Source organism: Cognatiyoonia sp. (assembly GCF_965661665.1).
Taxonomy (GTDB): Bacteria; Pseudomonadota; Alphaproteobacteria; order Rhodobacterales; family Rhodobacteraceae; genus Cognatiyoonia.
Genome location: NZ_CBFIEO010000002.1, coordinates 82,849 through 108,483, shown reverse-complemented (window position 1 = coordinate 108,483; position 25,635 = coordinate 82,849). Strand labels below are relative to the sequence as shown.

The following is a 25,635-nucleotide window of genomic DNA, read 5'->3' as shown; positions in this document are numbered from 1 at the left end:
TGATGCCGCAACCGAACCAAGCCGCGCTGGAGTTTTTGCTGACCCGCCGCTCTCGCCCCGCAAAAACCCTAACCACCCCCGTTCCCGACCGGGCGGCGCTGATGCAAATCCTGACCGCCGCAGGCCGCACACCGGATCACGGCAAGCTGGAGCCGTGGCGCTTCATCGTGCTGGAAAAAGACGCCCTCGCCCGCATCGCCGCCGAAATTCCAGCCCTCGGCACCGAGGAAGGTATTAATCCTGCGAAAATCGACAAAGCCGCCGCGCAGTTTGGCAATGCCGACCTTGCCATCGCCGTCATCTCCAGCCCGCAACCGTCTGAAAAAGTCCCGCACATCGAACAGGTCTATTCCGCAGGCGCGGTGTGCCTGTCGCTTCTGAACGCCGCACTCGCCAGCGGTTGGGGGGCGAACTGGCTTTCCGGCTGGGCCAGCCACGACAAACCTTTCATGCAAAGCATGTTGAGCCTCACTGCGGATGAAAGCGTCGCAGGCTTCATCCACATCGGCACTGAAACCAACGCGCCGCCCGAACGCCCCCGCCCCGACATTGACGCCAAAACCACATGGATGGCGCAATGATCTTTGCTGATTTCTTCAAGGCCATTGGCCAAATGGCTGACCCGCGCTTTCGCCGCGTCTTGCTGCTGGGCGTTGGCATCACGATCATCCTCCTGATCGCCGTCTACGCGCTCTTCCTCGGTCTCATCTCAATGTTCGTGCAGGAAGAAGTCACAATCCCCAGCGTCGGCCCTGTCACATGGGTGGGCGATCTCTTGGGCTTTGGCAGCCTGCTTTTGATGCTGGTCCTGTCGGTCTTTCTGATGATCCCTGTCGCATCGGCGGTCACTTCGCTCTTTCTCGATGACGTGGCCCAAGCGGTGGAGGATCAGCATTACCCATATCTGCCCCAAGTGGACCGCATTAGCTTTTGGGATGGGCTGAAAGACACGGTGAACTTCCTCGGCGTGCTGATTGCTACCAACCTCGCCGCGTTCATCCTCTATGTCTTCCTGCCGTTCCTCTCGCTCTTCATCTTCTTCGGGCTGAACGGATTCTTGCTGGGACGCGAATACTTCCAACTCGCCGCCTCTCGACGGATCGGACGCACAGCCGCGCTGCAAATGCGGCGCAACAACATGGCTCAGGTCTGGATAGCGGGCTGCCTGATGGCTTTGCCCCTCAGCATTCCTCTCCTTAATTTGGTGATCCCGATCCTAGGTGCGGCAACTTTCACGCACCTCTTTCACCGCATCAACGGGGCGGCGGCGACATCCGGTTGAGGAAATCAATATCGCGCACCGTGATCGTCCCAGACCAGATCACGAAGGCGATGATCGCCCAGATTCCAAACGCCCAAATCGACGTGATGATCGCTTTGCGCTTCAATTGAGGGTTCGCCGGTGCCGACGCATGAGTGCCCGGCACCACCTCCCCATCTTCGCCTTGCGTCACCAACCGCAACGGCAAGACGACAAAGAACACCATGAACCAGCAAACGGCATAAAGGACTAGGCCGGAGGTGATACCCATTTGAAGCTCTCCTTCAGGTGTGCAGTCTAGACTTGCTCAAGCTCGACAAGACAGCCGTTGAAATCCTTGGGATGCAAGAAAAGCACTGGTTTGCCATGTGCGCCAATCTTCGGCTCACCGCTTCCCAGCACCCGCGCCCCTTCTGCCTTTAACTTATCCCGCGCGGCCAAAATGTCATCCACCTCATAACAAATGTGATGGATGCCGCCCGATGGATTCTTTTCAAGAAAGTTCGCAATGGGGGAGTCGTCGCCTAATGGATAGAGAAGCTCAATCTTCGTGTTGGGCAGATTGATAAAGACCACCGTCACACCGTGATCGGGCTCATCGTGCGGCGCACCTACATCTGCCCCCAAAGCCCCGCGATACTGCGCAGACGCCGCTTCCAAATCAGGCACCGCAATCGCCACGTGGTTCAAACGACCAATCATCTCATTTCTCCCATCCAATCTTGGGGGTCTTATGCGGACAGGCGGCACGCGCTGCAAGTCTCTCAAATTTTTCGTTGTATCCTAAACGGACTATTCAAACTTTGCGTGAAAAGCTTCCCTTCTAGCCACACACATCAACGGAGGGGTCGATGGATAATCTCAACAATTTAACACAGGCGCGACGTCCGATAGCCCAGTGCCCGCTGCTGGGCCTCACCATCCTGATTGTGGAGGATAGCAGTTTCGCCAGTGAAGCGCTCCGACTGATGTCGACGCGCTCCGGCGCGCGGATCAGACGCGCTGATTCCATTGCCAACGCCCGCCGCCACCTTGCGATCTACCGCCCATCCGTGGTGATCGTGGACATCGGCCTGCCCGACGGCTCAGGGCTAGCACTGATCGAGTCTCTCAGCCTCGGCAGCCTCTATATTGACGTCATCCTCGCCACAAGCGGCGACCCTGGTCTGGAAAGCGCCGCGCGCCAGGCGGCGCGGATGGCTTCTTGCCCAAACAGATGGACAGTCTTGCGAAATTTCAGACAGCCATCCTCGATCACCTTCCACGGGATCACCAACCACCCGGCCCCCGCCGACTGAGCGAGGAAAACATCGCACCCGATCCGCTCGCTTACTGCGATGATCTGACCCATGCCGCGCAAGTGCTTTCCGGCGCACGCAATCCCGACAACGTCGACTACATCACGCAATTCCTCGGCGGTGTCGCGCAAAGCGCGGTGGATGCGGATTTGCAAAGGGCCGTCTCGCAACTCAGCTATATCAGGCGGCACGGCGCTCCGATCGATGTCGGCCTCGCCGAATTTTCCGCTCTCGTGCAATCGCGGCGCGCCAGCGCCAGCGCTATCTAAGCATGGGATCCGTCGCGTAAAGCAGGGGCCTCGTCAGCGATGACAAGGACTGTTTTTGATGACCCTCGGCATCGAAATTCTCTGGCGACAACCACGTGAGGTAGGCATCCCGCAGCGCTGGCCAATCGGCATCCGTGATCGCAAACCACGCCGTATCGCGATTGCGCCCTTTCACCACCAAATGATTTCGGAACATCCCTTCAAAACTGAAACCCAATCGCTCCGCCGCGCGGCGGGAGGGGGCGTTGAGCGCATTACATTTCCATTCCATCCGGCGATAGCCGTTCTGAAACACCCAGTCGTTCATGAGAAAAAACGCCTCCGTCGCGACAGGCGTCCGCTGCACCGCAGGCGACAGGTTCACATTGCCAATCTCATTGCTACCCATCGCGGGAACAGTCGTCCAAAAACAGGCATAGCCCAGCGACGCTTCATCCCCCTTTACGCGGATTACATAGGCAAATTTATCGTCCTTTGCGGCCAACTCTGACAAAATGCAGGTAAATTCCGCCTCACTCTGCGGTGCTGGCTCAAACAGATAATCCCATAGCCAATCCGCCCCCGCCATCTGCGCCCAAAGCCTGGGCGCGTCGCGCGCAACATCCAAAGGCCGCAACTCCGCCCAAGTCCCCACCAGATGTAACCCGCGCGGCTCCACCACAGGCGGAAAATCTGGCAGCTTGGCCCCCAAAACCCGGTCCATGCCTCCGGCCTTAATCCTCTGGCGGCAACACCCGCAGGCGCAACTCGCGCAACTGCTCGTTCATCGGCTCACTCGGCGCACCCATCATCAGGTCTTCGGCGCGTTGGTTCATCGGGAACATGATGACCTCACGGATATTCTCCGCATCCGCCAAGAGCATCACAATACGGTCAATCCCAGCGGCACAACCCCCGTGTGGCGGCGCACCATATTGGAAGGCATTGACCATGCCGCCAAAGCGCTTTTCAACCTCATCGGCCCCGTAGCCTGCGATTTCAAACGCCTTGAACATGATCTCTGGCCGGTGGTTCCGAATGGCCCCCGACACCAGCTCATAGCCGTTACACGCCAAATCATACTGGAAGCCCAAGACCTGCTCAGGATCACCCTCAAGCGCCGTCATCCCGCCTTGCGGCATCGAAAAGGGGTTGTGTTCAAAATCAATCTTGCCTGTCTCAGCATCGCGCTCGTAAATCGGGAAATCCACGATCCATGCAAAGGCAAAACGCTTCGTGTCCGTCAGACCCAGCTCATCACCAATGACAACCCGCGCACGGCCCGCGACTGCTTCAAACGCCTTCGGCTTGCCACCAAGGAAGAACGCCGCATCCCCCAGACCAAGCCCCAGCTGCTGGCGAATGGCCTCCGTCCGCTCCGACCCGATGTTCTTGGCCAGCGGTCCAGCGGCTTCCATGCCGCCTTCAACCTCGCCCGATTTCAACTTCGCCTGCGCTTCTTTGACGGTGATGCCCAGCTCTTGCGCCACCGCATCCGCTGTCTTTTCGCGCCAGAAGATATAGCCCATCCCAGGCAAGCCTTCTTTCTGCGCAAAGGCATTCATCCGATCACAGAACTTGCGGCTGCCCCCTGTCGGCGCAGGGATCGCACGCACTTCGGTGCCCTCTTGCTCCAACAGCTTTGCGAATATCGCAAAGCCAGAATCGCGGAAGTGGTCGGAGACCACTTGCATTTTAATAGGATTGCGCAGGTCGGGCTTGTCAGAGCCATACCAAAGCGCCGCGTCGCGATAGGAAATCTGCTCCCACTCCGCTGGCGCATCCACTTTGCGACCGCCGCCAAACTCTTCAAACACGCCCGCAATCACTGGCGCGATCGTGTCAAAGACGTCCTGCTGCTCCACAAACGACATCTCCATGTCGAGCTGATAGAAATCGGTGGGGGAGCGGTCTGCCCGCGGGTCTTCATCGCGGAAGCACGGCGCAATCTGGAAATACTTGTCGTAACCGCTGACCATAATCAGCTGCTTGAACTGCTGCGGTGCCTGTGGCAGCGCGTAGAACTTGCCCGGATGCAACCGCGACGGCACCAAGAAGTCGCGCGCACCCTCTGGGCTCGACGCCGTGATGATCGGCGTCTGATACTCGCGGAAGTCCTTCTCCCACATCCGCTTGCGGATGGAGGCGACCACGTCAGAGCGCAGCTTCATATTGTCCTGCATCGCCTCACGGCGCAGGTCGAGGTAGCGATGCTTCAGACGTGTCTCTTCCGGATACTCCTGATCGCCAAACACCATCAGGGGCAGCTCTTTCGACGCACCCAAAACTTCCATGTCGCGGATGAACACTTCAATCTCACCCGTTGGGATCTTCGGATTGACCAACTCTGGGTCGCGCGCCTTCACCTCACCGTCGATGCGGATACACCATTCGCTGCGCACCTTTTCGACCTCGGCAAACACAGGGCTGTCAGGATCGCAGAGCACCTGCGTCATCCCATAGTGGTCGCGCAAATCGATGAACAGAACACCACCGTGATCTCGGACCCGATTGACCCATCCTGACAGGCGGACGGTCTGCCCCACCTCAGCAGACGTCAATTCAGCGCAAGAATGACTACGATAAGCGTGCATGGCTCTATCCCTTATTTCACGGTGGGGAGGGTTGACCAATTCAACGCCGCGAAGTCAAGCCATCGCACTCCAAATATTCCTTGGAAACAAAGCCATCTCGAGCAAATGCGATCTCGTCCCACAAAAAGGCCATCTTTGGCGACGTGGGGTCACCCCTCTTTTGTTCATTTCTGACGCCGCGCGGGCAGATTTTCCCGTATAAATTGCATCCGAACCGGTCAATACACCTATTAACAGATCACAACCCCACTGTGATTTGTCCTGTCAGATGTTGGCCCATTTGAACTAAAGGGGCATTGCATCAGACGGGATCTGGGGAATGCAGCCCACTCACAGGCCAACTCCTGCCGCGTGGGACGCGTGCGAAGGCAGTTTGTTTCTACACATCCGCTGAATTTTTCGCCCGCCCCAAGGGATTAACCCCCCGCTTGCCCCATCGCCCTAAAAATAATGCCCACTGGCCCCTTGCAGGCCGCGTCCCGATGCGTATAACGCACGACAATTTGGGCGCAGGGGAGTGCCCAAATGAAAAATTGAAAAGGGGCTGCCGCCATGCCGAAGCGTACCGACATCAAGTCGATCATGATCATCGGAGCGGGCCCTATTATTATCGGCCAAGCCTGCGAATTCGACTACTCCGGCGCGCAAGCTTGTAAAGCGCTGAAAGAGGAAGGCTACCGCGTAATCCTCGTCAATTCGAACCCTGCGACGATCATGACCGACCCCAACATGGCCGACGCAACCTATATCGAGCCGATCACCCCCGAAGTTGTCGCCAAAATCATTGAGAAAGAGCGACCAGACGCGCTCCTGCCAACAATGGGCGGTCAAACAGGTCTCAACACCTCTCTTGCGCTCGACGACATGGGCGTGTTGGAGAAGTTCAACGTCGAAATGATCGGCGCCCGCCGCGACGCCATTGAAATGGCTGAAGACCGCAAGCTTTTCCGCGACGCGATGGACCGCCTCGGCATTGAAAACCCGAAAGCCACCATCGTCACAGCGCCATTTGCTGACGATCCAGACCAACGCCCGTGGCCCCGCATCCAAGGTAACGACCGGTTCAAGATCCTCGAAGAAGGGGAGCGTTTGGCTTTGGAAGCGCTGGAAGAGATCGGCCTCCCCGCCGTCATCCGTCCTGCATTCACTATGGGCGGTACCGGCGGTGGTGTGGCCTATAACCGCGAGGAATACATCCACTACTGCCGCACCGGCATGGATGCCTCCCCCGTGGCGCAAATCCTCGTCGATGAAAGCCTGCTGGGTTGGAAAGAATACGAGATGGAAGTTGTCCGCGACAAAGCCGACAACGCGATCATAATCTGTTCCATCGAAAACGTCGATCCGATGGGCGTGCACACAGGCGACTCCATCACTGTCGCCCCTGCGCTCACGCTCACGGACAAAGAATATCAGATCATGCGGACGCATTCGATCAACGTCCTGCGCGAGATTGGCGTCGAAACCGGCGGCTCCAACGTGCAATGGGCCGTAAACCCAGACGATGGCCGCATGGTCGTGATTGAGATGAACCCAAGGGTCTCCCGCTCTTCCGCGCTGGCCTCCAAAGCCACGGGGTTCCCCATAGCCAAAGTCGCGGCGAAACTGGCCGTTGGCTACACCCTGGACGAACTCGACAACGACATCACGGGCGTCACACCCGCCTCCTTCGAGCCGACCATCGACTACGTCGTCACCAAAATCCCACGCTTCGCGTTTGAGAAATTCGCAGGGTCTGAACCGTATCTAACCACCGCGATGAAATCCGTGGGCGAAGCGATGTCCATCGGCCGCACCATCCACGAGAGCATGCAAAAAGCCCTCGCCTCCATGGAAACGGGCCTCACGGGTTTTGACGAAATCGACATCCCCGGCGCCCCTGACAAAGCCGCGATCACCAAAGCGCTGGCGCAACAAACGCCGGACCGCCTGCGCGTCATTGCCCAAGCCATGCGCGAAGGGCTATCCAACGACGACATCCAAGCCGTCACCAAATTCGACCCATGGTTCCTCGACCGTATCCGCGAGATCATCGATGCGGAGGCGAAGCTGCGTAAAGACGGCCTGCCCGTCACCGAAAACCAGCTCCGCGCGATCAAAATGCTGGGCTTCACCGACGCCCGCCTCGCCAAGCTCACAGGCCGGGACGAAGACCAGATCAGAAACGCCCGCCACAACCTCGGCGTCACCGCCGTCTTCAAACGTATCGACACCTGCGCGGCGGAGTTTGAGGCGCAAACGCCTTATATGTATTCCACCTACGAAACCCCCGTCATGGGCGAGGCGGAATGCGAAGCACGGCCATCCGACAAAAAGAAAGTCGTCGTCTTAGGCGGCGGCCCCAACCGCATCGGTCAGGGGATCGAGTTTGATTATTGCTGCTGCCACGCTTGCTATGCGCTCAAGGATCAGGGCTATGAAACGATCATGGTCAACTGCAATCCAGAGACTGTCTCCACCGACTACGACACCTCCGACCGGCTCTATTTCGAACCGCTCACCTTCGAGCACGTCATGGAAATCCTGCGGGTGGAGCAGGAAAACGGCATGCTGCTCGGTGTCATCGTCCAGTTCGGCGGCCAGACACCACTGAAACTCGCCAACGCGCTCGAAGAAGCAGGCATCCTAATCTTGGGCACCTCGCCCGACGCCATCGATCTGGCCGAAGACCGCGAGCGGTTCCAAGACCTCGTCAACCGTCTGGGCCTCAAGCAACCCGTCAACGGCATCGCCAGCACCGACGCAGAAGCCTTGGAAATAGCCAAAGACATCGGCTTCCCGCTGGTCATCCGCCCATCTTACGTTTTGGGCGGCCGCGCAATGGAAATCGTCCGCGATCAATCCCAGCTTGAACGCTACATCTCCGATGCGGTTGTCGTCTCCGGCGACAGCCCTGTCCTCCTCGACAGCTACCTTGCCGGCGCGGTTGAGGTGGACGTTGACTGCCTCTCCGACGGCACAGACACCCACGTCGCAGGCATTATGCAGCACATTGAAGAGGCGGGCGTACACTCCGGCGACTCAGCCTGCTCCCTGCCGCCACACTCCCTTTCTGCGGCGATGATCGAAGAAATCCGCCGCCAAACCGTCGCCCTCGCCCTCGAACTCAAGGTCGTGGGCCTGATGAATGTGCAGTTCGCGGTGAAGAACGAAACAGTCTACTTGATCGAGGTGAACCCCCGCGCCTCCCGCACCGTGCCATTCGTGGCGAAAGCAACAGACAGCGCCATCGCCTCAATCGCCGCGCGGCTGATGGCGGGTGAGCCGCTCAGCAACTTCCCGATGCGCGAACCCTATGCGGAGGCTGACTATGACACGCCGATGCCGCTGGGCGACGCCTTCACGCTGGCCGATCCCAACACGCCGTGGTTCTCTGTCAAAGAGGCTGTAATGCCCTTCAACCGCTTCCCTGGTGTCGACACGATCCTGGGGCCAGAGATGCGTTCAACTGGCGAAGTCATGGGCTGGGCCCGTTCCTTCCCCCGCGCCTTCCTGAAAGCACAGCTTGGCGCAGGCACCACCCTGCCGTCAGAAGGCACCGTCTTCCTTAGCCTGCGCGATGCCGACAAAACCGACGACACCATCGCCGCCGCGCGCACCCTGACGGAGCTTGGCTTCACCCTATACGCCACACGCGGCACTGCTAAATTCCTCAATGACGCTGGGCTAACTGCACAAACCGTCAACAAAGCCTACGAAGGCGGCCGTACAGTCATCGACCAGATGAAGGATGGGGAGGTCGCGCTGGTCTTCAACACCACCGAAGGCGCCGCCGCCGTCGAAGACAGCCGCTCCATGCGCGCCGTGTGTTTGAACGACAAAATCCCATACTACACGACAGCCGCAGGCGCACAGGCGGCGGTGATGGCGATGAAAGAGAGCGCCGAGAGCGAGATTAAGGTTAGAGCCCTACAAGGTTAACCGAAGAAACCAAAGTTCTCCCAAATTGTCCTCATTGCACTTGTTAAAGTTGCAATATTCTTGGATGTTTTCGCAGAATTATCCAAATTATTTTCAAATTTTGTTACTGCGGCCTTCGTTTCGCCGACTGCTGAAACTGCGACGGGTTCCGATTGTGTCTCGGACGCAGTTGCTAGAGATCGAATTACAGCGTCACGTTCAGAATCGGCCATCCCGACAGCTTTCGCAAATTCCTCGAAAATTGTCCGTAGTTGATCGACATGCTTGGGCTCAACTAATTGCACCCCAGAATCTTCAAAGTTCACACAATTGCAGTCTTCGGCTCGACCACAAACAGGGCATCCATGAACGAAATAACTTATAAAAGCATCATCGAAAGACCCTGCACTAGTGGAAAGTTCCCATGCCGAAAGGAACCAAGCAAAGAGATCTGCAAATTCTTTAGTAACAGCTTCTATTGGCTTCTTACTGTTTAGGTGGCGCCTTGCCGCCTCATGTACTTCGGCCAAATCTTCTTGCATTTTTGCCGACAGTTTCCAACCACCGATTGTATCCCAGGTACTCTGGTTTCCGGGATAAATTGACTTAAGAACCCTTACAATTTCAGTGAAGTTCTTGCCCTGTTCTCGGAGCATGATTTCCGACTTGTAAAATAACTCTTCGGGTATTTTGTAGGCGGGTAGTCCGTTGACCGGTCTCTTACTCTTTGTCGTGCACCGGCAAGTTGACTCTACGCAGTATGGGCAAATTCCTGGGTAGCGCTTAATTATTGATCTCTCGAGATCAATTTCTAGTTTGTTACCAAGAGCCAACAGCCATGCCGCTGCCTTTACGAGCTCTGATCGTGGATCCCTATCCTGCGTTATGCACTTGGCTACAAATCCAAGATGTCGCGATGCGTATCCATAAATATATGGAAAATCTCGATCGTCGTTTGGATAAAGGCGGGCGATAAATTTTTGGGCGGCGCCGATTGAACCAATGTCCTTTGATCCCACGGAATATTCAGTCCACTTTTACCGTTTCAGTTCGAGATATCCTCATACAGCTTTGACGGGAAATCCAAGTTAATTTGTTCAGGCATAACGGGCAGGACATACGGCGTTAATGAATCATAACCCTCCATCGTCCTCGCCACCCCTGACATCGACGCGGATATCTTCATCAACGACATCGCTCTGTGTTTGAGGATATGCCGCAGACGCAAGTCTCTCTCTACGCCTCCTCCAACGACATTGCGCTGCAGGCCAGCCATGCCGTCAAAGGCTTTGCGCGGATCGGCGCTACGGAGTTCGGGGATGACGACCTCTCCCCCGTCAGCATGATAGATGCGTCGGAGGCCGAGTCGAATTTCTTTCAACACACCTACTACGACGATAACCTAAGGATTATTGACGATATTGGCGGTTTCATCCGCGACCAGCTGGCCCCGATTGACCGGCCGACGCTTGTGGGCGTGCCAAATCCAGAAGGCCCAACATAGAAGATTGTCGTCCGCTGACATGAACTGACTTTTGACGCATCGTTGGGCTGGACATTACGTCGCTTGGACCACAGTGTATGTGCATTCAAGGGAGCCCCGACATGCACAACGTCGCCATCACTGGTACGGGTGTTTCCACACCTGACAACGTCATCACCAACGACGAATTGGTCGAAGCGTTCAACGCCTACGCCGATCTAGAAAACGCCAAGAACGCCGCCGCCATCGAGGCGGGGGAGATGGAGCCGATCCCGCATTCCTCTGCCGATTTCATCGTCGCGGCGAGCGGGATTGAACAACGCTTCGTGCTCGACAAAGATGGGATTTTGGACCCCACCCGCATGTCGCCAAAGTTTTCCCCGCGCCCCGATGATGCGCCCGCAATCATGGCGGAGATTGCCGTAGATGCCGCCCAAAAAGCGTTGGATCAGGCTGGCATTGCAGCCGATCAGGTTGAACTGGTGCTCTGCGCCGCCTCCAACATGGAACGCGCTTATCCTGCCGTCGCAGTGGAGATTCAGAGCCTCCTAGGTGCTGGCGGATTTGCCTTTGATATGAACGTGGCCTGCTCTTCCGCCACCTTCGGCATCCAGACCGCAACTGACATGATCCGCACTGGGTCCGTGCGCACCGCACTGGTCGTTAACCCGGAAATATGTTCCGCGCATTTAGAGTGGCGCGACCGCGATTGCCATTTCATCTTTGGCGACGTGGCCACCGCAACCGCTCTACAACGTGAGGAAGACGCAAAAGGCGATCACTTCAAGGTCCATTCGGCCCGCTGTGCTACACAATTTTCTAACAACATCCGAAACAACAACGGCTACCTGCGCCGCGCTCATGACCAGATGGAAGACCGCCGCGATATGCAGTTCATGCAAAACGGGCGGAAGGTGTTCAAAGAAGTCCTTCCTTTGGTCAGTCAGCACATTGCCTCCCATATGGAAGAGGAAGGCGTCGTCGCGGATGATCTGAAGCGGCTTTGGCTGCATCAGGCCAATAAGACGATGAACGACTACATAGGCAAAAAAGTGCTCGGTCGGACACCGGAAGCGGGCGAACAGCCTAACATTTTGCAAGATTATGCCAACACGTCTTCGGCTGGGTCGATCATAGCCTTCTCGCAGAACTCCGATGACCTGAAGGCGGGCGACAAGGGTATCATCTGTTCCTTTGGGGCGGGTTATTCAGTCGGTTCCGTCCTCGTCGAACGGGCCTAGCTCTTCGTCACAAAGGGCGGCGGGACTGTCACAGTCAGCGCGGGCAGTGGTTTGCTCCATTTGTCCACCCGCACAACACAGGTATGCGCCGCATTGCCCTGGCTGAGGTCCGAACAGCCTTTGTCCAGCGTGAGCGCATTGGGGTTGCCATGCACCTCCAAATACGCGCCGTCCACGATTTGAGGATCATACCACGCCCCGGTGGAGAGGGAGATGCAATCAGCCCGCAGCGCATCACTGATCGCCACACCGGCGAGGCAGGCCCCACGCTCATTGTACAACCGGATGATATCCCCTGCTGCGACCCCTATCCGCGCCGCTGCCTCAGAGTGGAGCGTCGCCACTTCGCGCCCTTGAATTTTGGAGGCGAGCGACTCTGATCCCATATCGTTTTGCGCGTGAAGCCGCGTTTCGGGCTGGCCGGAAATCAGGTGAAACTCCCCCTCCGCCAATGGCGCACCTTCCGTCGGTGGGATCCATGCAGGATGTCCGGGGCAATCGTCCAACTCTCCTGCGCCAATTGCTTGATTTGAAATGGTAATCTTGCCGCTTTCGGTCCCCAGTGGATTGGCTTTGGGGTCCGCCACAAAGCCCTCCAACGCGATCCGTCGCTCCTGCGGATCAGGTATATCAAACCGCCCTTGCGCCTTGAACTCCGCCCACTCCGGCAGTTCAAATCCGTGCGCCTCGGCCACCTCCTGACACTGCGCCCACATGTGTTCTTGCCAAGCAACAAGATCCCGCCCTTCGGTGAACGCCTCCCCAAAACCGCACCGCTCAGACAGATCCGCGAAAATCTTAAAATCATCCCGCGCGGCACCCATCGGCGCAATCAACGCCGACATGTAAAGCAACGTCGGATCACGACGGTTGAGCATCATATCGTCTCGCTCCAACGGTGTCGTCGCGGGCAGTACAATGTCTGCCCGCCGTGCGGTTGCCGCCCAGCTGTGTTCGTTGACGATGACCGTCTCCGGCTTGCACCAAGCAGCCTCCAACTTGCGGAGGTCTTGGTGGTGGTGAAACGGGTTGCCGCCGCACCACCAGATCAGACGCGTGTCAGGATAGGTGCGCTCTTGCAGGTTATAGCGATAAACCCCGCCGGGATTATTCAAAAGGTCCGTGATCCGCGCGACGGGGATGTAATCGGACACGGGGTTTTTCGGCACCGGAAACGACGGCCATGGGACCAGCTTTGCGGCGCGGCCAACGGGCGAGGTTGAGCCATAACCAAACGCAAACCCCGTCCCCGGTTGCCCGATCTGACCCAGCACACACGCCAGCGCCAGCCCCGCCCAAATCGGTTGCTCCCCATGGTCCGCGCGTTGCATCGACCACGACATGCTGATCATGGATTTGGATCGGTGAAGGTCGGCCGCCAAAGCGCGGATGTTGCCCGCTGGGATGTCACAAATAGGCGCGGCCCAGTCAGCGGTTTTGGCGGTGCCGTCCACCTCCCCCATAACGTATTTTCTGAATTTTTCCCAGCCACTTGTATAGGCATCAAGGAAAGCCTGATCATGCTGCCTCGCCGCGACAAACTCATGGATCAAAGCAAGGATCAGCGCAGTGTCCGTCCCGGGCCGGATCGCCCACCACTCGCCCCGCGCCTCCCCCTTCTCAGGCGCGATGGTGATGACGCGGACACCCTTAGCGGCCAGTGCATCGATCCACGGTCCAACCTCATGATAAGACGTACCCGCCGACATGATCTGCGCCGTGCGCGCGGAAATGCCACCGAAGGCGAGCATCAACTCACAATGCTCTGTCACCAAAGGTTGGGCGGTCATCTGATCCTGCAGCTTCGTGTTGCTCATCCCCAAGACATGCGGGAAGAGCACCTCTGCCGCGGCGTGGGAATAGGTCTCCCGCGAGGATGTGAAGCCGCCACCCAGCGACAGGAACCGGCGCATCTGGCTTTGCGCGTGATGGAACCGACCGGAGCTTGACCAGCCATAAGACCCGCCAAAGATCGCGCTGTTCCCATGCGTCGCTCGGACGCGCATCACCTCCTCCGCCGCTAGGTCGAGCGCCCGGTCCCAACTCACCTCGACAAAGCTGTCGTTGCACCGTGCGGCGCCTTTGTCACCGTTGAGCCAGCCTTTGCGCACGGCGGGTTTCAGCACCCGCGTGGCGGCATCACCCGCAGCGCTGACCCAGCCCTTGCCGATCCGCGACGGGTTGGGATCACCGGCGAGCGGCTGAAGCTCTTCTGCGCCGTCTTCAAACTGATACGCGCCCCAATGGGCGGCGGTGTATTTCATCGATGCGACCCTGGTTTTGTGGTTGCGGCGACTCGACCGTGGCGGGGTCGTGGTGTCAATTCAAAACCTCTAAAAGCCAGTCCCGAAACAGCGCTGCGTCACCGCGCCCCTCGCGCGCCCAAAGGTAGTACCCTTCCTGCGCTGGGATCGCCCCGTCATGTGCGCGCACGACCTGCCCTTGCTTGATCGCTTGGCCTGCCAAAACCTCACTCACCAGAGCGACGCCATTGCCATGCGCGGCCAGTTCCAGCGCCATGCCGTAGTTGTCCGCGAAATACTGCGGTTTGTGCTGCCCGCCGTGTGCTTCCGACCACGCCGACCAGCCAGCGGATGTGCCAACCGCTTCGATCAAGGGCAAGTCGTCTAAGGGGGCCGATAGCGTGGGTGATTTCACCGCGATTAACCTGTTGGGCTCAAGCAATTGCGCCCCGTTCCCGACCTGCTTTTCCGAGCCAAAGCGGATCTCCACATCCACGCGCGGGGCTTGGAAATCATCCGGCCAAATCGCACTGATGAAGCGCAGTTGCAGGGACGGGTGCCGCTCTGTGAACTCCGTCAAACGCGGGGCGATGACCCATTGCGCCAAACTGACGGAGGTGGCGATGGTCAACACCCCATCTTTGGCGCCACCCGTGAACGTCTCAGCGGCGTGAAGCAACGTCTCCAACCCCGCGCCGACTTGCGGCAACAACCGCCGCCCGTCATCCGTCAGCGACAGCCCGCGCGGTTGCCGCACAAAGAGCGCGACATTCAACCGCGATTCCAAGGCTTTGACCTGTTGACTGACGGCGGATTGGGTGAGGCCGATCTCCTCCGCCGCGGCGGTGAAACTAAGGTGCCTTGCCGCCGCTTCAAACGAGCGGAACCATGTGAGCGGAGGGAGCGATTTCATGAAAGGTCAACCTAGGTATTAGCGATACTAATATCTAAGGGGCAAATACCATCATTTGTCAAAGTTTTCGGGCGTTCCTAGGCTCATTCGACTCAAGAAGGAACGCCCAATGCAGCCAGAAATCCGCAAGCTCGTCACCTACGACGAAGAGGTTTTGATCGAAGGGTTTCGCAAGGCGGCGACACCGTGGCGCATGTTTGCTGTGGCGGCTGTGGTCAAGAACCCGTGGGCCGGCAGGTACGTTGACGACCTCTCCCCCGAAATCCGCGCATACGGACCCGTCTTGGGGGAGCTACTGACCAAGCGGATCATCGACTTGGCAGGCGGCGGCGACCAGATCGAAGCCTATGGAAAGGCGGCGGTCGTCGGGCTGGATGGGGAGGTTGAACATGCCTCTGGCCTTATTCACACGCTGCACTTCGGCAACCACTATCGGGAGGCCGTTGGGGCCAAATCCTACCTGTCGTTCACCAACACACGCGGCGGGGCCAATGCGCCGATCATGGTCCCGCTGATGGACAAAAACGATGCCGGGCGGCGGTCGCATTACCTGACCATTCAATTCGCCATCCCTGACGCGCCGCGCGATGATGAGATTGTTGTCGTGCTCGGTGGCGCAACCACTGGTCGGCCTCACCACCGGATCGGCGACCGTTATCAAGACCTGAAGGAACTGGGCCATGACGTGGACAACCCAGCCTCGGTCTAAGGTCGGGCCCCTCGCCGCGATGTTGGCGGGCAACGGGCAGCGCGTCTTGTTGTTGCATGGCGTCGGCTTGCGGTCGGAGGCGTGGGCGCCGATCTTCACCGATTTGGCACAGGATTATGCCGTCCAAGCGCCCGACATGCTGGGGCACGGTGAAACGCCCCGCCCCGACGGGCAGTTGCGGCTGGATGATTACATCGATGCCGTCGCAGCCTTAGTCGACGGGCCGGTGGTGGTCATCGGCCATTCGATGGGCGCGGTGATGGCGTTGGAGCTTGCGATGCGGATGCCGGAACATGTCAAAGGCGTCGCAGCCCTCAATGCGATCTTCGAGCGGGATGCGGCGGCGACCGCCGCGATCCGCAAACGCGCCGCTGCGCTCGATGGTGAATCCGCGACCGACCCGACCGTCACCTTGCACCGCTGGTTTTCAGACACCCAGTCGCCGGAGCGGGAAGCGTGCGACAACTGGCTGCGCAGCATCAACCCCAAGTCCTACCAGTTGGCCTATCAAGCCTTCGCCGCCAGCGATGGCCCTGCCCGCGCGGACCTTGCAAACCTTACCTGCCCCGCGCTCTTCATGACCGGCGCGGAGGAACCCAATTCAACCCCTGCGATGTCAGAGGCTATGGCGCAGGTTTGCGCCAATGGCCGCGCCGTCATTGCCAAAGGCGCAGCACATATGATGCCAATGACCCATCCCAATCCAACAATTGCCGAGCTCCGCACGTTACTGCGGGAGGTTTGGCCATGACCCACCCAGAGAGGACTTAGACGATGGAGTTTTCCCTTTTTGCCCATATGGAACGGCTGACGCCGGAGGAGCCGCAGGAAGAGCTCTATGAGAATTTTATCTCGCTTTGCAAAATGGCGGATGATGCGAAGATGCGCGCTGTCTGGACGGGGGAGCATCATGGGATGGATTTCACCATCGCGCCCAATCCGTTCATTTCACTTGTAAACTTGTCGCATCACACAAAACATGTGCGGCTTGGGACGGGCACCGTCATCGCCCCGTTCTGGCATCCGATCAAATTGGCGGGTGAGGCAGCGGCAGCGGACCTTTGCACTGGCGGGCGCGTCGAATTGGGCGTGGCGCGGGGGGCGTATTCTTATGAATATGAGCGGCTGATGCCGGGGATGGATGCGTGGGAAGCAGGCCAACGGATGCGGGAAATCACGCCGCTTTTGCCACAGCTTTGGAAGGGGGATTGCGCGCATGAGGGGGAGTATTTCTCCTTCCCCGCAACAACGGCGACACCGCGCCCGTCGCAGACGGATGGCCCGCCCATTTGGATCGCGGCACGGGATCCAAACAGCCATGAGTTTGGCGTCCACAACGGGTTTAACATCCAAGTGACCCCGCTGTGGCAGGGCGTGGAAGAGATCGAAACGCTGATGAGCCGGTTCAACGATGCCTGCGCGACCTACGATGGGCCGCGCCCAAAGATCATGCTCTTGCATCACACCTACGTCGGCAGCGATACGGATGACGTGGCGCAAGCGGCGAACGAGCTGTCGAAGTTCTATTGCTATTTCGGCGCGTGGTTCCAGAACAAGCGGCCGGTCAATCAGGGCCTCATTCAAGAGTTGAGCGAGGAAGAGCTTGCCGCCAACAAGATGATGGCCCCCGAAAACATGGCCCGCGATCTAACGATTGGCACTGCGCAACAGGTCATTGACCGGATCAAGCATTACGAAGACCTTGGCTATGACGAATATGCGTTCTGGATCGACAATGGGATGAGCTTTGAACGCAAGAGAGAGTCGCTGGCGCGTTTCATCGACGACGTGATGCCAGCGTTTCAATAAGGAAAGACAGGGCCAATGGAGCACTATCAATTATTCATCGACGGCGCGTGGTGCGATGGCGCTGACGGTCAGGTCATGACCTCTGAAAATCCGGCGACCGGGGAAGGCTGGGCGACATTTGCCTGTGCCGCCCCCTCGGATGTCGAACGTGCGGTGTCTGCTGCTCGGCGTGTGTTGGGTGACCCTGCGTGGCGCGACATGACGCAGACCCAGCGGGGCAAGTTGCTCTACCGGTTGGCGGAATTGATCGAAGAGCATGCAAAAACCATCGGTGAGGTGGAGACGAAAGACAGTGGCAAGCTGTTGGCCGAAACAGCCGCACAATCAGCCTATGTCGGGGATTACTATCGCTATTATGCAGGCTTGGCGGACAAGATCGAAGGGGCTGTGCTGCCGATTGATAAGCCTGACATGCATGTCTTTACACGACGCGAGCCTATCGGCGTGGTTGCAGCCATTGTGCCGTGGAACGCGCAGATGTTTCTGACAGCGACCAAGCTGGGGCCCGCGCTAGCGGCGGGGTGTCCGGTGGTTTTGAAAGCCTCCGAAATGGCCCCTGCGCCGATGCTGGAGTTTGCCAAATTGATTGAGATGGCAGGGTTTCCGGCTGGCGTCGTTTCCGTCATCACGGGGAATGCTGAGAACTGCGCCATTCCGCTGACGCGCCACAAGGACGTAGATCGGATCGCGTTCACGGGTGGCCCGGACACGGCGCGCCATGTGGTGCGGAACTCGGCGGAGAACTTCGCGGTGACGACGCTCGAACTTGGCGGCAAATCCCCGATCTTGGTGTTTGAGGATGCCAACCTAGAAGGCGCGACAAACGGGTTGATTGCGGGGAACTTTGGCGCGTCGGGGCAAAGCTGCGTGGCCGGTACACGTGCGTTTGTGCATCGCTCCATCATTGACGATCTTGCTGCGCGGATTGAGCAGAAGATGAAAGGCGTAACCGTCGGTGATCCGCTGGATGCGAGGACGCATATCGGACCGCTGTGCACCAAGGCGCAGATCGCAACGATCGAGAAAACCTTGGCCGCGGCGCAGGCATCCGGCGCAAAGATCAGGTTCGGCGGCGCACCTTTGGACTGCCCCGGCAACTACATGGCCCCCACCTTGGTCGAATGCCCCGATACGGTGAGCGAGACGCTGCATACCGAGATGTTCGGCCCCGTAATGTCGCTGGTGCCGTTTGACACGGAAGAGGAAGCGATTGCGATGGCCAATGACACGCCGTTTGGCCTTGGCTCCGGTGTGTTCACCGAAAGCCTGTCGCGCGCGCATCGGGTGTCGGCACGGTTGAAAGCAGGCATTTGCTGGGTGAACACCTATCGCGCCGTGTCCCCCATCGCGCCTTTTGGCGGCTATGACCAATCGGGTTATGGTCGCGAGGCAGGGATTGAAGCCGTGCTCGATTACACGCGGACGAAAACCACGTGGATCAACACCTCCGACGCGCCTATGGCGAACCCATTCGTCATTCGCTAGGCGGCGATAAGGGAAGCGACATTTGTTCCGCTGACGGTTTGCGGCGGCGTTGACCACTGTTGGGGATGCCGCTTTTGCGGCTGCCGTGCTTGTTTTGGATCGCGCCTGCGGCCGCGCGGAAGTCATCGCCGCGACGGACAGTCCAGATCTTCTCCCGCGCGTCTTTCGCGGCGGCTTTGTAGTCTACAATCGGTTCGGGATAGCTGCGACCCAAGACGGCGCCTGCGCTCTCAGCCAGCCACGGCTCTTGCAAATGGGTGTCGGGAATGTCTTTCAGCTCTGGAATCCAATGGCGGGTGAAAGCGCCGGTTGGGTCTTGATCGTGGCCCTGTTTGACAGGGTTGTAGATGCGGATCGTGTTGATGCCTGTTGTGCCGGATTGCATCTGAACTTGGCTCCAATGGATGCCAGGTTCGTAGTCGGTGAAAAGCCGCGCCAACACTTCACCGGAACTGCGCCACGGCAGCCAGAGGTGGTAGCTCGCCACCGCTGTCACCATCGCGCGCATGCGAAAATTGAGCCAACCTGTTGCCCGAAGCGACCGCATACAGGCATCGAGGAACGGGAGACCAGTCTCCCCATGGGCCCAAGCGTGGAGGCGGGCGGCGTCAGGCTCAGATGGGCGAAATCCGTCATAGGCGCGGTGGAGGTTGCGAAACTCGATCTCCGGCTCATCCTCGAGTTTTTGGATGAAATGGCAATGCCAGTGCAGCCGCCCGTTGAAGGATGTCATTGAGCCGCGCCAGCCTTTGACCTCTGCCGGTGGTTGGGCTTTGAGGTCGCGCTGCCGTGCCCAAGTGGCCTGCGCCACCTCCCGCATCGACAGGCTACCCCAAGCAAGATGGGGGGAAATGCGCGAACAAGCGACCGCCCCTTCCAGCGGGGAGGACATGGCGGACCTGTAAGGTCGCCCACGTTCGTAAAGGAAGCTGTTGAGGCAGTCCAAACCGGCGGCACGTCCGCCGATCTGCCGGTCGCGGCAGTTGTCCGGCAGGTTTTGGTCGAGGGTGATTGCACCTAAATCGAGCGTGACAGGTTTCAGGTGCGGCGTGGGCGTAATGGGTTCGGCCATGAAGCGATCCCAATCTGCGGCCCATCCGTTCCGGCTGGCCAAGCGGCGCTGGACACCGTGGTTGCGCAATTCGCTCCATTCGATCGACGCAGCACGGCACCAATCCGCAACACGCTTGTCACGCTGATAGGTCCAATCGTTTCCAGTTTCCTCATGCGACCAGAGGTGCGTGAATCCGGTTTCCTGTTGCAGTTCGGTCAGAACTTGCGTGACTTCCCCACGCCGCACGATCAACGGTTGGCCTGCAGCCGCCAACGCGTCGCGCAGTTCGGTCAGGCATTCCTTCACAAAGGCCCATTGGCGTCCCGACATGTCCGGCTCTGACCAGAGGTCAGGCTCGATGACGTAGAGCGGGATGACAGGTCCCGCCTCCGCTGCTGCAGCAAGCGCGCGGTGGTCGTAGCTCCGAAGGTCTCGTTTGAACCAAACGACGTGCATGGTGGCCTTTGTGTTGTTCCCAAGAAAACACATAGGTCGGCGGAGCGTTCCGTCAGGGGATTAAACGCGACCTTTTCGCGTCTCCCAGCGGTCGACCCAATGGCGGTACCAGCGGTCGGCGGCTTGGAGGAAGTGCGGGTTTGATCCGGGGTGGAGGAAGCTGGTGCGCAGCGTCGTCGCGATATAGCCCGTTGCCCCACGGGGGTCGCCCAGCGCTTGATAGGCGGCCTTCGCGCCGAGGTATGGCGCGAGCACGGTGCCGGAGCCGGAATAGCCCATCGCGTAGTGGATACCATCGTGGCTGCCGACATGGGGCATATGGCCAAAGCTATAGCCCGTGTTGCCGGTCCAGACATGGCTTAGTTTTACCTCCGCAAGGTCGGGCCAAATCGCGGCCATCGTGCGCTGCAACCTGTCGGCAGCACGCGGCAGATCCATCGGGACCATCGCCGCACGACCGCCCCAAAGGATGCGGGTTTTGTCGGGCGACAGGCGGAAATAGGAATGCCGCGCGCGGGTTTCGACCATCATCCGGCCACCGGGCGCAAGGCTTTGGATCAGGTTCGGGGACAGTTGCTCCGTCGCGATGATGTAGCTTGGCAGTGGGAAGACGCGGCGCTGATGCCACGGGAAAATGTTGGGCGTGTAGCCATTGGTGGCGAGGATGATTTTGTTCGCACGGATCAGGCCGCGCGGTGTTTGGACAACGTAGGCAGTGCCGTCCCTTTCCCACCCCGTTGCGGGGGTTTGAGCGGCGATGGGGATGCCACGGCGAAGGGCGGCTTGCAGAAGGCCCGCATGGTATTTCGCCGGATGCAGACCTGCGTGATCCAGAAAGCGGATGCCGCCAAAGTATTGCTCCGTCACGATGTCATCGGCGAGGGCGTCGCGTGGGACAAGCTCCACACGAACCTTGGATTTCTCCTGCACCGCTTTGACCAACTGCTTCTGCGTCTCGTGCTGCTTCGCGGTCCATGCGAGTTGGATGCGGCCCGTGTTTTGCCAATCGCAGTCAATGCCTTCGGCTTTGATGAGGTCGCGAACCCAATCAAAGGCGGTGGTGGCTTCGGCAAAGATCTGATCGGCGACGTCGGAGCCAAAGCGTTGGCTCAGAATGTCCCAACTGAACCGTGGGTGTGCGCCTGCCATGCCGCCATTGCGGGTGGAGGCGCCGATGCCAGGCTCGCCTGCGTCCAAGACGCAGACGGTCGCGCCGCAGTCATGGGCCGCAATTGCCGCAGACAGTCCGGTGTATCCTGCCCCTATGACAAGGACGTCACAGCGATCGGTGATCTCCTGCCCGACCTCGACTTTCGGCGCATCGGCCCACCAATAGGGCGTGCCAATCTCTGCCTCCTCAGTCCAGCGGGCCATCAGCGTTGCAAGCCGCTGGCGACGGCTTGGATATGACCGATAAGGGCGTCGGCGTTATAGCGGAGGGCATAGAGGCGGTAAGTATCTTCATCCTTGATCCGGTGGATCAAAAGACCCAGCCCGAACGCCTGACGCACAACGCTGCGCGACGGTCGGGTGAGGGAGATTTCAGTGCCAGCTTGCAGGATTTGGAAAGCAAGATCGCCGGAGAGATCGAAGACTGCATAGCCATCGGACATGTTGGACACGGCTTGTTGTGTGGTGTCATCCCAGCCTTCGGCCGTCGTGTCGCCGCCCACGCAGAGTAGCCGATCTCGGCGCATGACTAGCACATGCTCACCATCGGGCGCGATGTCGGGCCAGCCGACTTGGGGCAGGTCAGTCGTGTTGAGGACATTTGTGCCAGACCGCAGGGTCAGTTGCAGGCCCTTCACCTGTGTCAGCGTCGTGCCACCGCCTAGGTCAAACCTCACCTCGCCCCGCGGCGCGGTCCATTTCAGCCGATCATCCCGCATGGAGCCGCTCCCCTTCTGGGTCGTAGACGCAAGGCTTGCAAACCGTGGCCTCGCGCACTGTGTCCATGTGCCAGATTTGGACGGTCGCGCCTTCTTTGGCCAATGGTGCCTCGATCATCGCCAACGCCACCGGCGCTCCGAGGTTGGGGCTCATATAGCTGGAGGTGACATAGCCGATCGACCGCCTGTCGGGGTCTTCGGTGATTGCATGTGCGCCAGTGGCCAAGGGCCCCGCCCCATCCGCCACGCGAAGGCCAACAAGCACCTTGCGGTTGGGATCGTTTGCACGGTCGGTGTGAAGACTACGGTCGCCAATGAAGGCGGTCGATTTCTTTTGGCGTGGAGCTGCAAACCCCAGATCATGCGGCATGGTCTCGCCGTCCGTGTCTTTGCCGATGATGATGAAGCCCTTTTCGGCGCGGAGGATCGACATCGCTTCCAACCCAATGGGGCGCACTTTAAGCGGATCGCCGAGTGAAACGAGCGTAGTCCAAAGCTCTGCCGCCATGGACGACGGAACTGAGATTTCGAAGCTCAAGTCGCCGGAGAAACTGACCCGTGCAATCCGCATCGGTTTTTCCTGCCAAGCCCCCGTCTGAAAGGTCATGTGCGGCAAAGCTTCAGCGGATATGTCGATGTTTGAGCGTAGCGACTCCACCACCGTCCGCGCTTGCGGCCCCGTCACCGTGACGGTTGCCCAAGCAGATGTCAGATCATGGAAGAATATGCGGTCTGGGTCGTTGCCGTCTTGCCGCCACGCCTCCAAATGCGCACGCACGCCATCGACATGGCTGGAGGAGCAGGAGACGATAAAGCGGTTTTCATCTACGCGAGAGACGACGCCGTCGTCATAAACAATCCCGCCTTCGGTGAGCATGAAACCATAGCGTATGCCACCTGGTTTCAGCGTCTTGATCGTGTTGTAGTAGACGAAATTCAGGAAGGCTTCGGCGTCGGGGCCCATCACCTCGATCTTGCCGAGGGTTGAGGCATCGAAGATGCCGCCTGTGTCGCGGGCGGCCTTCGCCTCCTTCTGGATCGTGACATCGCGGTGGCCGTTGCCATACCACCCGGCACGCAGCCAGCCGCCGTATTCACAGAGCGCGGCGTCGAGGTCGCGATGTTCGGCTTCAAGCGGCAAGCGTTTGACGGGGTTCCACAACTGATCCGTCGCAGGGCCGTGGTAAATCTCAAGCGGCACCGGCACGAATGGCGGGCGGAAGGTCGTTGTGCCGACCTGCGGGATCGGTTTGTCGCGCAAGCTCGCCATCGCGGAGAGGGCCGCCATGTTGGATGTCTTGCCTTGGTCGGAGGCCATGCCGAGCGTTGTGTAGCGTTTCAGATGCTCGACGGAGACGTAGTTTTCCCGCGCCGCGACCTCGATATCTTTCAGCGTGACGTCATGCTGAAAGTCGATCCATTGGCGACCTTTCGTCCCTGGGACAGGCCAGACAGGGGAGTGGGTGTAACGTGTCTTGGGTCGCGCCATAGGCGATCCCGCGCCTGCGGCCGCTGCCTCCTCCAACGCTTGTGGCAGATCATAGGTGCCGTTGGCCGCACCGATCGCTGTCATGCCGTCGAAGGCTGGGTCTGGCACGAAGGCTTGCCGTGTTTCGCACCACTCAAGCTTACCGCCTGCGTGACGCCAAAGATGGACCAGCGGTGTCAGGCCACCGGACACCAGCACCGCGTCGCCTGCATGCTGAGTGCGGCCTGATCTGAGCCCTTTGACCCGCCCGCGCCCAAGGCCCTTGAGCGTGCCGGATAGGTCCACCTCCGTCACCTCAGCGCCTGCCGCTTGCAACGTGTTGACCGCGTGGTCAGCGATGGTCGCATTGCGCAGAACCACAGGCGATTGGGCGGCGAGGATGCCGTATCGGGCGAGGTACTCTTGCGCCGCGATCAGGGACATGGTGCCGGGAAGGTCGTTTTTTGCGAAGGTGAGCGGGCGATCCAAGGCACCGGTGGCCAGAATGACCCGTTTGGCCCGCATTCGGATCAGGTTGGGCGCAGTGCCAAAGCCCCTCTGCTGGATCATCGCAATAAGGCCGTGATCGTAGACACCATAAGCCGTCGTCTCGGTCAAGATGCGGGCGCCCGCTGCCTCTAGCGCTGCCTTCTGCTCCGCCACCCATTTCGATGGGGCAAGATCGGCTTTGACGCCGCAGCGATAGACGCTGCCGCCAAGGATGCGTTGGTCATCGACCAGCACCACGTCTTGCCCCGCTTCCGCCGCAGTACGGGCAGCCGTCAGACCCGCCGGACCGCCGCCAACCACCAGCACATCACACTGCGCGTGGGTCTGGTGCGATGTGAAATCGTCCAACACATCCGTCGCCACGGCACCAAGACCCGCCATCTTGCGGATGGAGGGTTCAAAGAGGTGCCAGTCGGGCCAGATGAAGGTCTTGTAATAAAATCCTGCGCCCAAGAAGCGATGCAGAATGTCGAGGCCGCTTTTGATGTCATTCTTGGCCGTGGGCCACGCATTCACGCTGCGCACCCGCATGCCGTCTTGCAGGTAGGTTGTCGTGGCGGGGCAGTTGGGAAGCTCCCGCCCTCGCAAGCTGACCGACATGATGGCGTTGGGGTCATCGACCCAAGCGCTCCACAGGCCGCGCGGGCGGTGGTATTTGAAACTGCGGCCCACGATCGCGACATCATTGGCAAGCAGGGCGGAGGCGATCGTGTCACCTTCAAACCCTTCGTAGTTTTTACCATCAAACCAAAACGACAGCGGCTTGCTGCGGTCGATAAGACCGCCGGACGTTAGACGACGGGCGGTCATGCGTCACCCCCACGCAGCGCGATGCTTTGAGTGATACTCATCGTGACGCTGTCGCGTTCGAGGATGAAAACCTCCGCGCAGGTTGTGTGCATCCACACCTCCCGAACCGCGCCTTTTTCGTTGCGATGGCTGTGCAGGTAGGTGGCCCAATCTGCATCCGAAATTTCTTGTGTTGTGTCAGGGCGGACCTTGCCTGCTTCGGCGAGGAAGTGGAATTCGCGTTCGTTGCGGTCGCCGCAGAAGGGACATGGGAAAACTTGCATA

The 25,635-nt window shown here is 59.2% G+C and carries 23 protein-coding genes; 11 read left to right on the top strand and 12 right to left on the bottom strand.

The window, feature by feature from the left end:
• Window positions 1-2 precede the first annotated feature (2 nt).
• Window positions 3-581 (top strand): nitroreductase family protein, encoded by a 579-nt coding sequence (locus ACTF5F_RS01820; protein WP_438955288.1) that lies wholly within the window; start codon window positions 3-5, stop codon window positions 579-581.
• A complete protein-coding gene (locus ACTF5F_RS01815) occupies window positions 578-1,282 on the top strand; it encodes an EI24 domain-containing protein (RefSeq protein WP_438955173.1) in 705 nt (234 codons plus the stop codon). Before ACTF5F_RS01820 ends, ACTF5F_RS01815 begins: the two co-directional genes overlap by 4 nt.
• Here ACTF5F_RS01815 and ACTF5F_RS01810 read toward each other — a convergent pair.
• Together ACTF5F_RS01810 and mce are read right to left on the bottom strand one after the other, a co-directional pair.
• Window positions 1,254-1,532 (bottom strand): DUF1467 family protein, encoded by a 279-nt coding sequence (locus ACTF5F_RS01810; RefSeq protein WP_438955172.1) that lies wholly within the window; start codon window positions 1,530-1,532, stop codon window positions 1,254-1,256. The two genes, ACTF5F_RS01815 and ACTF5F_RS01810, sit on opposite strands and share 29 nt — an antisense overlap.
• A 26-nt stretch (window positions 1,533-1,558) precedes the next feature.
• Window positions 1,559-1,963 carry a methylmalonyl-CoA epimerase gene (gene mce, locus ACTF5F_RS01805; protein ID WP_438955171.1) on the bottom strand — a complete coding sequence of 135 codons (405 nt, stop codon included), beginning with the start codon at window positions 1,961-1,963 and terminating at the stop codon, window positions 1,559-1,561.
• 149 nt (window positions 1,964-2,112) lie between these two features.
• On the opposite strand from mce, the gene ACTF5F_RS01800 reads away from it, so the two are divergent.
• Window positions 2,113-2,559 carry a response regulator gene (locus tag ACTF5F_RS01800; protein ID WP_438955170.1) on the top strand — a complete coding sequence of 149 codons (447 nt, stop codon included), beginning with the start codon at window positions 2,113-2,115 and terminating at the stop codon, window positions 2,557-2,559.
• Window positions 2,478-2,828 (top strand): hypothetical protein, encoded by a 351-nt coding sequence (locus ACTF5F_RS01795; RefSeq protein WP_438955169.1) that lies wholly within the window; start codon window positions 2,478-2,480, stop codon window positions 2,826-2,828. Before ACTF5F_RS01800 ends, ACTF5F_RS01795 begins: the two co-directional genes overlap by 82 nt.
• Here ACTF5F_RS01795 and ACTF5F_RS01790 read toward each other — a convergent pair.
• A complete protein-coding gene (locus ACTF5F_RS01790) occupies window positions 2,821-3,531 on the bottom strand; it encodes a GNAT family N-acetyltransferase (RefSeq protein WP_438955168.1) in 711 nt (236 codons plus the stop codon). The two genes, ACTF5F_RS01795 and ACTF5F_RS01790, sit on opposite strands and share 8 nt — an antisense overlap.
• Window positions 3,532-3,541: 10 nt before the next feature.
• Window positions 3,542-5,401, bottom strand: a complete 1,860-nt coding sequence (gene aspS, locus ACTF5F_RS01785) for an aspartate--tRNA ligase (protein WP_438955167.1) — start codon at window positions 5,399-5,401, stop codon at window positions 3,542-3,544.
• 552 nt (window positions 5,402-5,953) lie between these two features.
• Here aspS and carB point away from each other — a divergent pair.
• Window positions 5,954-9,322: a carbamoyl-phosphate synthase large subunit gene (carB, locus tag ACTF5F_RS01780; RefSeq protein ID WP_438955166.1), complete on the top strand. Its 3,369-nt coding sequence runs from the start codon at window positions 5,954-5,956 to the stop codon at window positions 9,320-9,322.
• On the opposite strand, the gene ACTF5F_RS01775 is transcribed toward carB, so the two are convergent.
• Entirely contained in the window at window positions 9,319-9,957 is a 639-nt protein-coding gene (locus ACTF5F_RS01775) for a hypothetical protein (RefSeq protein ID WP_438955165.1), read from the bottom strand. The two genes, carB and ACTF5F_RS01775, sit on opposite strands and share 4 nt — an antisense overlap.
• Window positions 9,958-10,514: 557 nt before the next feature.
• On the opposite strand from ACTF5F_RS01775, the gene ACTF5F_RS01770 reads away from it, so the two are divergent.
• Together ACTF5F_RS01770 and ACTF5F_RS01765 are read left to right on the top strand one after the other, a co-directional pair.
• Complete coding sequence (locus tag ACTF5F_RS01770; RefSeq protein ID WP_438955164.1) at window positions 10,515-10,805, top strand: hypothetical protein; 291 nt, start codon at window positions 10,515-10,517, stop codon at window positions 10,803-10,805.
• 101 nt (window positions 10,806-10,906) lie between these two features.
• The gene (locus ACTF5F_RS01765; RefSeq protein WP_438955163.1) at window positions 10,907-12,025 is read left to right on the top strand and encodes a beta-ketoacyl-ACP synthase III; all 1,119 of its coding nucleotides are present in this window, start codon (window positions 10,907-10,909) and stop codon (window positions 12,023-12,025) included.
• On the opposite strand, the gene ACTF5F_RS01760 is transcribed toward ACTF5F_RS01765, so the two are convergent.
• Both ACTF5F_RS01760 and ACTF5F_RS01755 read right to left on the bottom strand, forming a co-directional pair.
• Window positions 12,022-14,289: a molybdopterin-dependent oxidoreductase gene (locus ACTF5F_RS01760; protein WP_438955162.1), complete on the bottom strand. Its 2,268-nt coding sequence runs from the start codon at window positions 14,287-14,289 to the stop codon at window positions 12,022-12,024. The two genes, ACTF5F_RS01765 and ACTF5F_RS01760, sit on opposite strands and share 4 nt — an antisense overlap.
• Window positions 14,290-14,344: 55 nt before the next feature.
• On the bottom strand, window positions 14,345-15,181 hold the full coding sequence (locus ACTF5F_RS01755) for a LysR family transcriptional regulator (RefSeq protein WP_438955161.1): 837 nt from the start codon (window positions 15,179-15,181) through the stop codon (window positions 14,345-14,347).
• A gap of 109 nt (window positions 15,182-15,290) precedes the next feature.
• On the opposite strand from ACTF5F_RS01755, the gene ACTF5F_RS01750 reads away from it, so the two are divergent.
• Genes ACTF5F_RS01750 through ACTF5F_RS01735 form a run of 4 tightly spaced genes read left to right on the top strand, consistent with a single transcriptional unit; the run spans window position 15,291 to window position 19,184 of the window.
• On the top strand, window positions 15,291-15,890 hold the full coding sequence (locus ACTF5F_RS01750) for an amino acid synthesis family protein (RefSeq protein WP_438955160.1): 600 nt from the start codon (window positions 15,291-15,293) through the stop codon (window positions 15,888-15,890).
• Window positions 15,862-16,641, top strand: a complete 780-nt coding sequence (locus ACTF5F_RS01745; protein ID WP_438955159.1) for an alpha/beta fold hydrolase — start codon at window positions 15,862-15,864, stop codon at window positions 16,639-16,641. The genes ACTF5F_RS01750 and ACTF5F_RS01745 overlap by 29 nt, the downstream gene beginning before the upstream one ends.
• Window positions 16,642-16,664: 23 nt before the next feature.
• Window positions 16,665-17,699, top strand: a complete 1,035-nt coding sequence (locus tag ACTF5F_RS01740) for an LLM class flavin-dependent oxidoreductase (protein WP_438955158.1) — start codon at window positions 16,665-16,667, stop codon at window positions 17,697-17,699.
• Between the two features lie 15 nt (window positions 17,700-17,714).
• Window positions 17,715-19,184, top strand: coding sequence for an aldehyde dehydrogenase (locus tag ACTF5F_RS01735; RefSeq protein WP_438955157.1), 1,470 nt, complete (start codon window positions 17,715-17,717; stop codon window positions 19,182-19,184).
• On the opposite strand, the gene ACTF5F_RS01730 is transcribed toward ACTF5F_RS01735, so the two are convergent.
• The 5 genes from ACTF5F_RS01730 to ACTF5F_RS01710 are packed head-to-tail and all read right to left on the bottom strand — an operon-like array spanning window position 19,174 to window position 25,634.
• Window positions 19,174-20,694 (bottom strand): deoxyribodipyrimidine photo-lyase/cryptochrome family protein, encoded by a 1,521-nt coding sequence (locus ACTF5F_RS01730; RefSeq protein WP_438955156.1) that lies wholly within the window; start codon window positions 20,692-20,694, stop codon window positions 19,174-19,176. The two genes, ACTF5F_RS01735 and ACTF5F_RS01730, sit on opposite strands and share 11 nt — an antisense overlap.
• 60 nt (window positions 20,695-20,754) lie before the next feature.
• Window positions 20,755-22,068, bottom strand: coding sequence for an NAD(P)/FAD-dependent oxidoreductase (locus ACTF5F_RS01725; RefSeq protein WP_438955155.1), 1,314 nt, complete (start codon window positions 22,066-22,068; stop codon window positions 20,755-20,757).
• The gene (locus ACTF5F_RS01720; protein WP_438955154.1) at window positions 22,068-22,583 is read right to left on the bottom strand and encodes a hypothetical protein; all 516 of its coding nucleotides are present in this window, start codon (window positions 22,581-22,583) and stop codon (window positions 22,068-22,070) included. The genes ACTF5F_RS01725 and ACTF5F_RS01720 overlap by 1 nt, the downstream gene beginning before the upstream one ends.
• Entirely contained in the window at window positions 22,573-25,371 is a 2,799-nt protein-coding gene (locus tag ACTF5F_RS01715; RefSeq protein ID WP_438955153.1) for a 2Fe-2S iron-sulfur cluster-binding protein, read from the bottom strand. Before ACTF5F_RS01715 ends, ACTF5F_RS01720 begins: the two co-directional genes overlap by 11 nt.
• On the bottom strand, window positions 25,368-25,634 hold the full coding sequence (locus tag ACTF5F_RS01710; RefSeq protein WP_438955152.1) for a sarcosine oxidase subunit delta: 267 nt from the start codon (window positions 25,632-25,634) through the stop codon (window positions 25,368-25,370). Before ACTF5F_RS01710 ends, ACTF5F_RS01715 begins: the two co-directional genes overlap by 4 nt.
• Between the last annotated feature and the right edge of the window lies 1 nt (window position 25,635).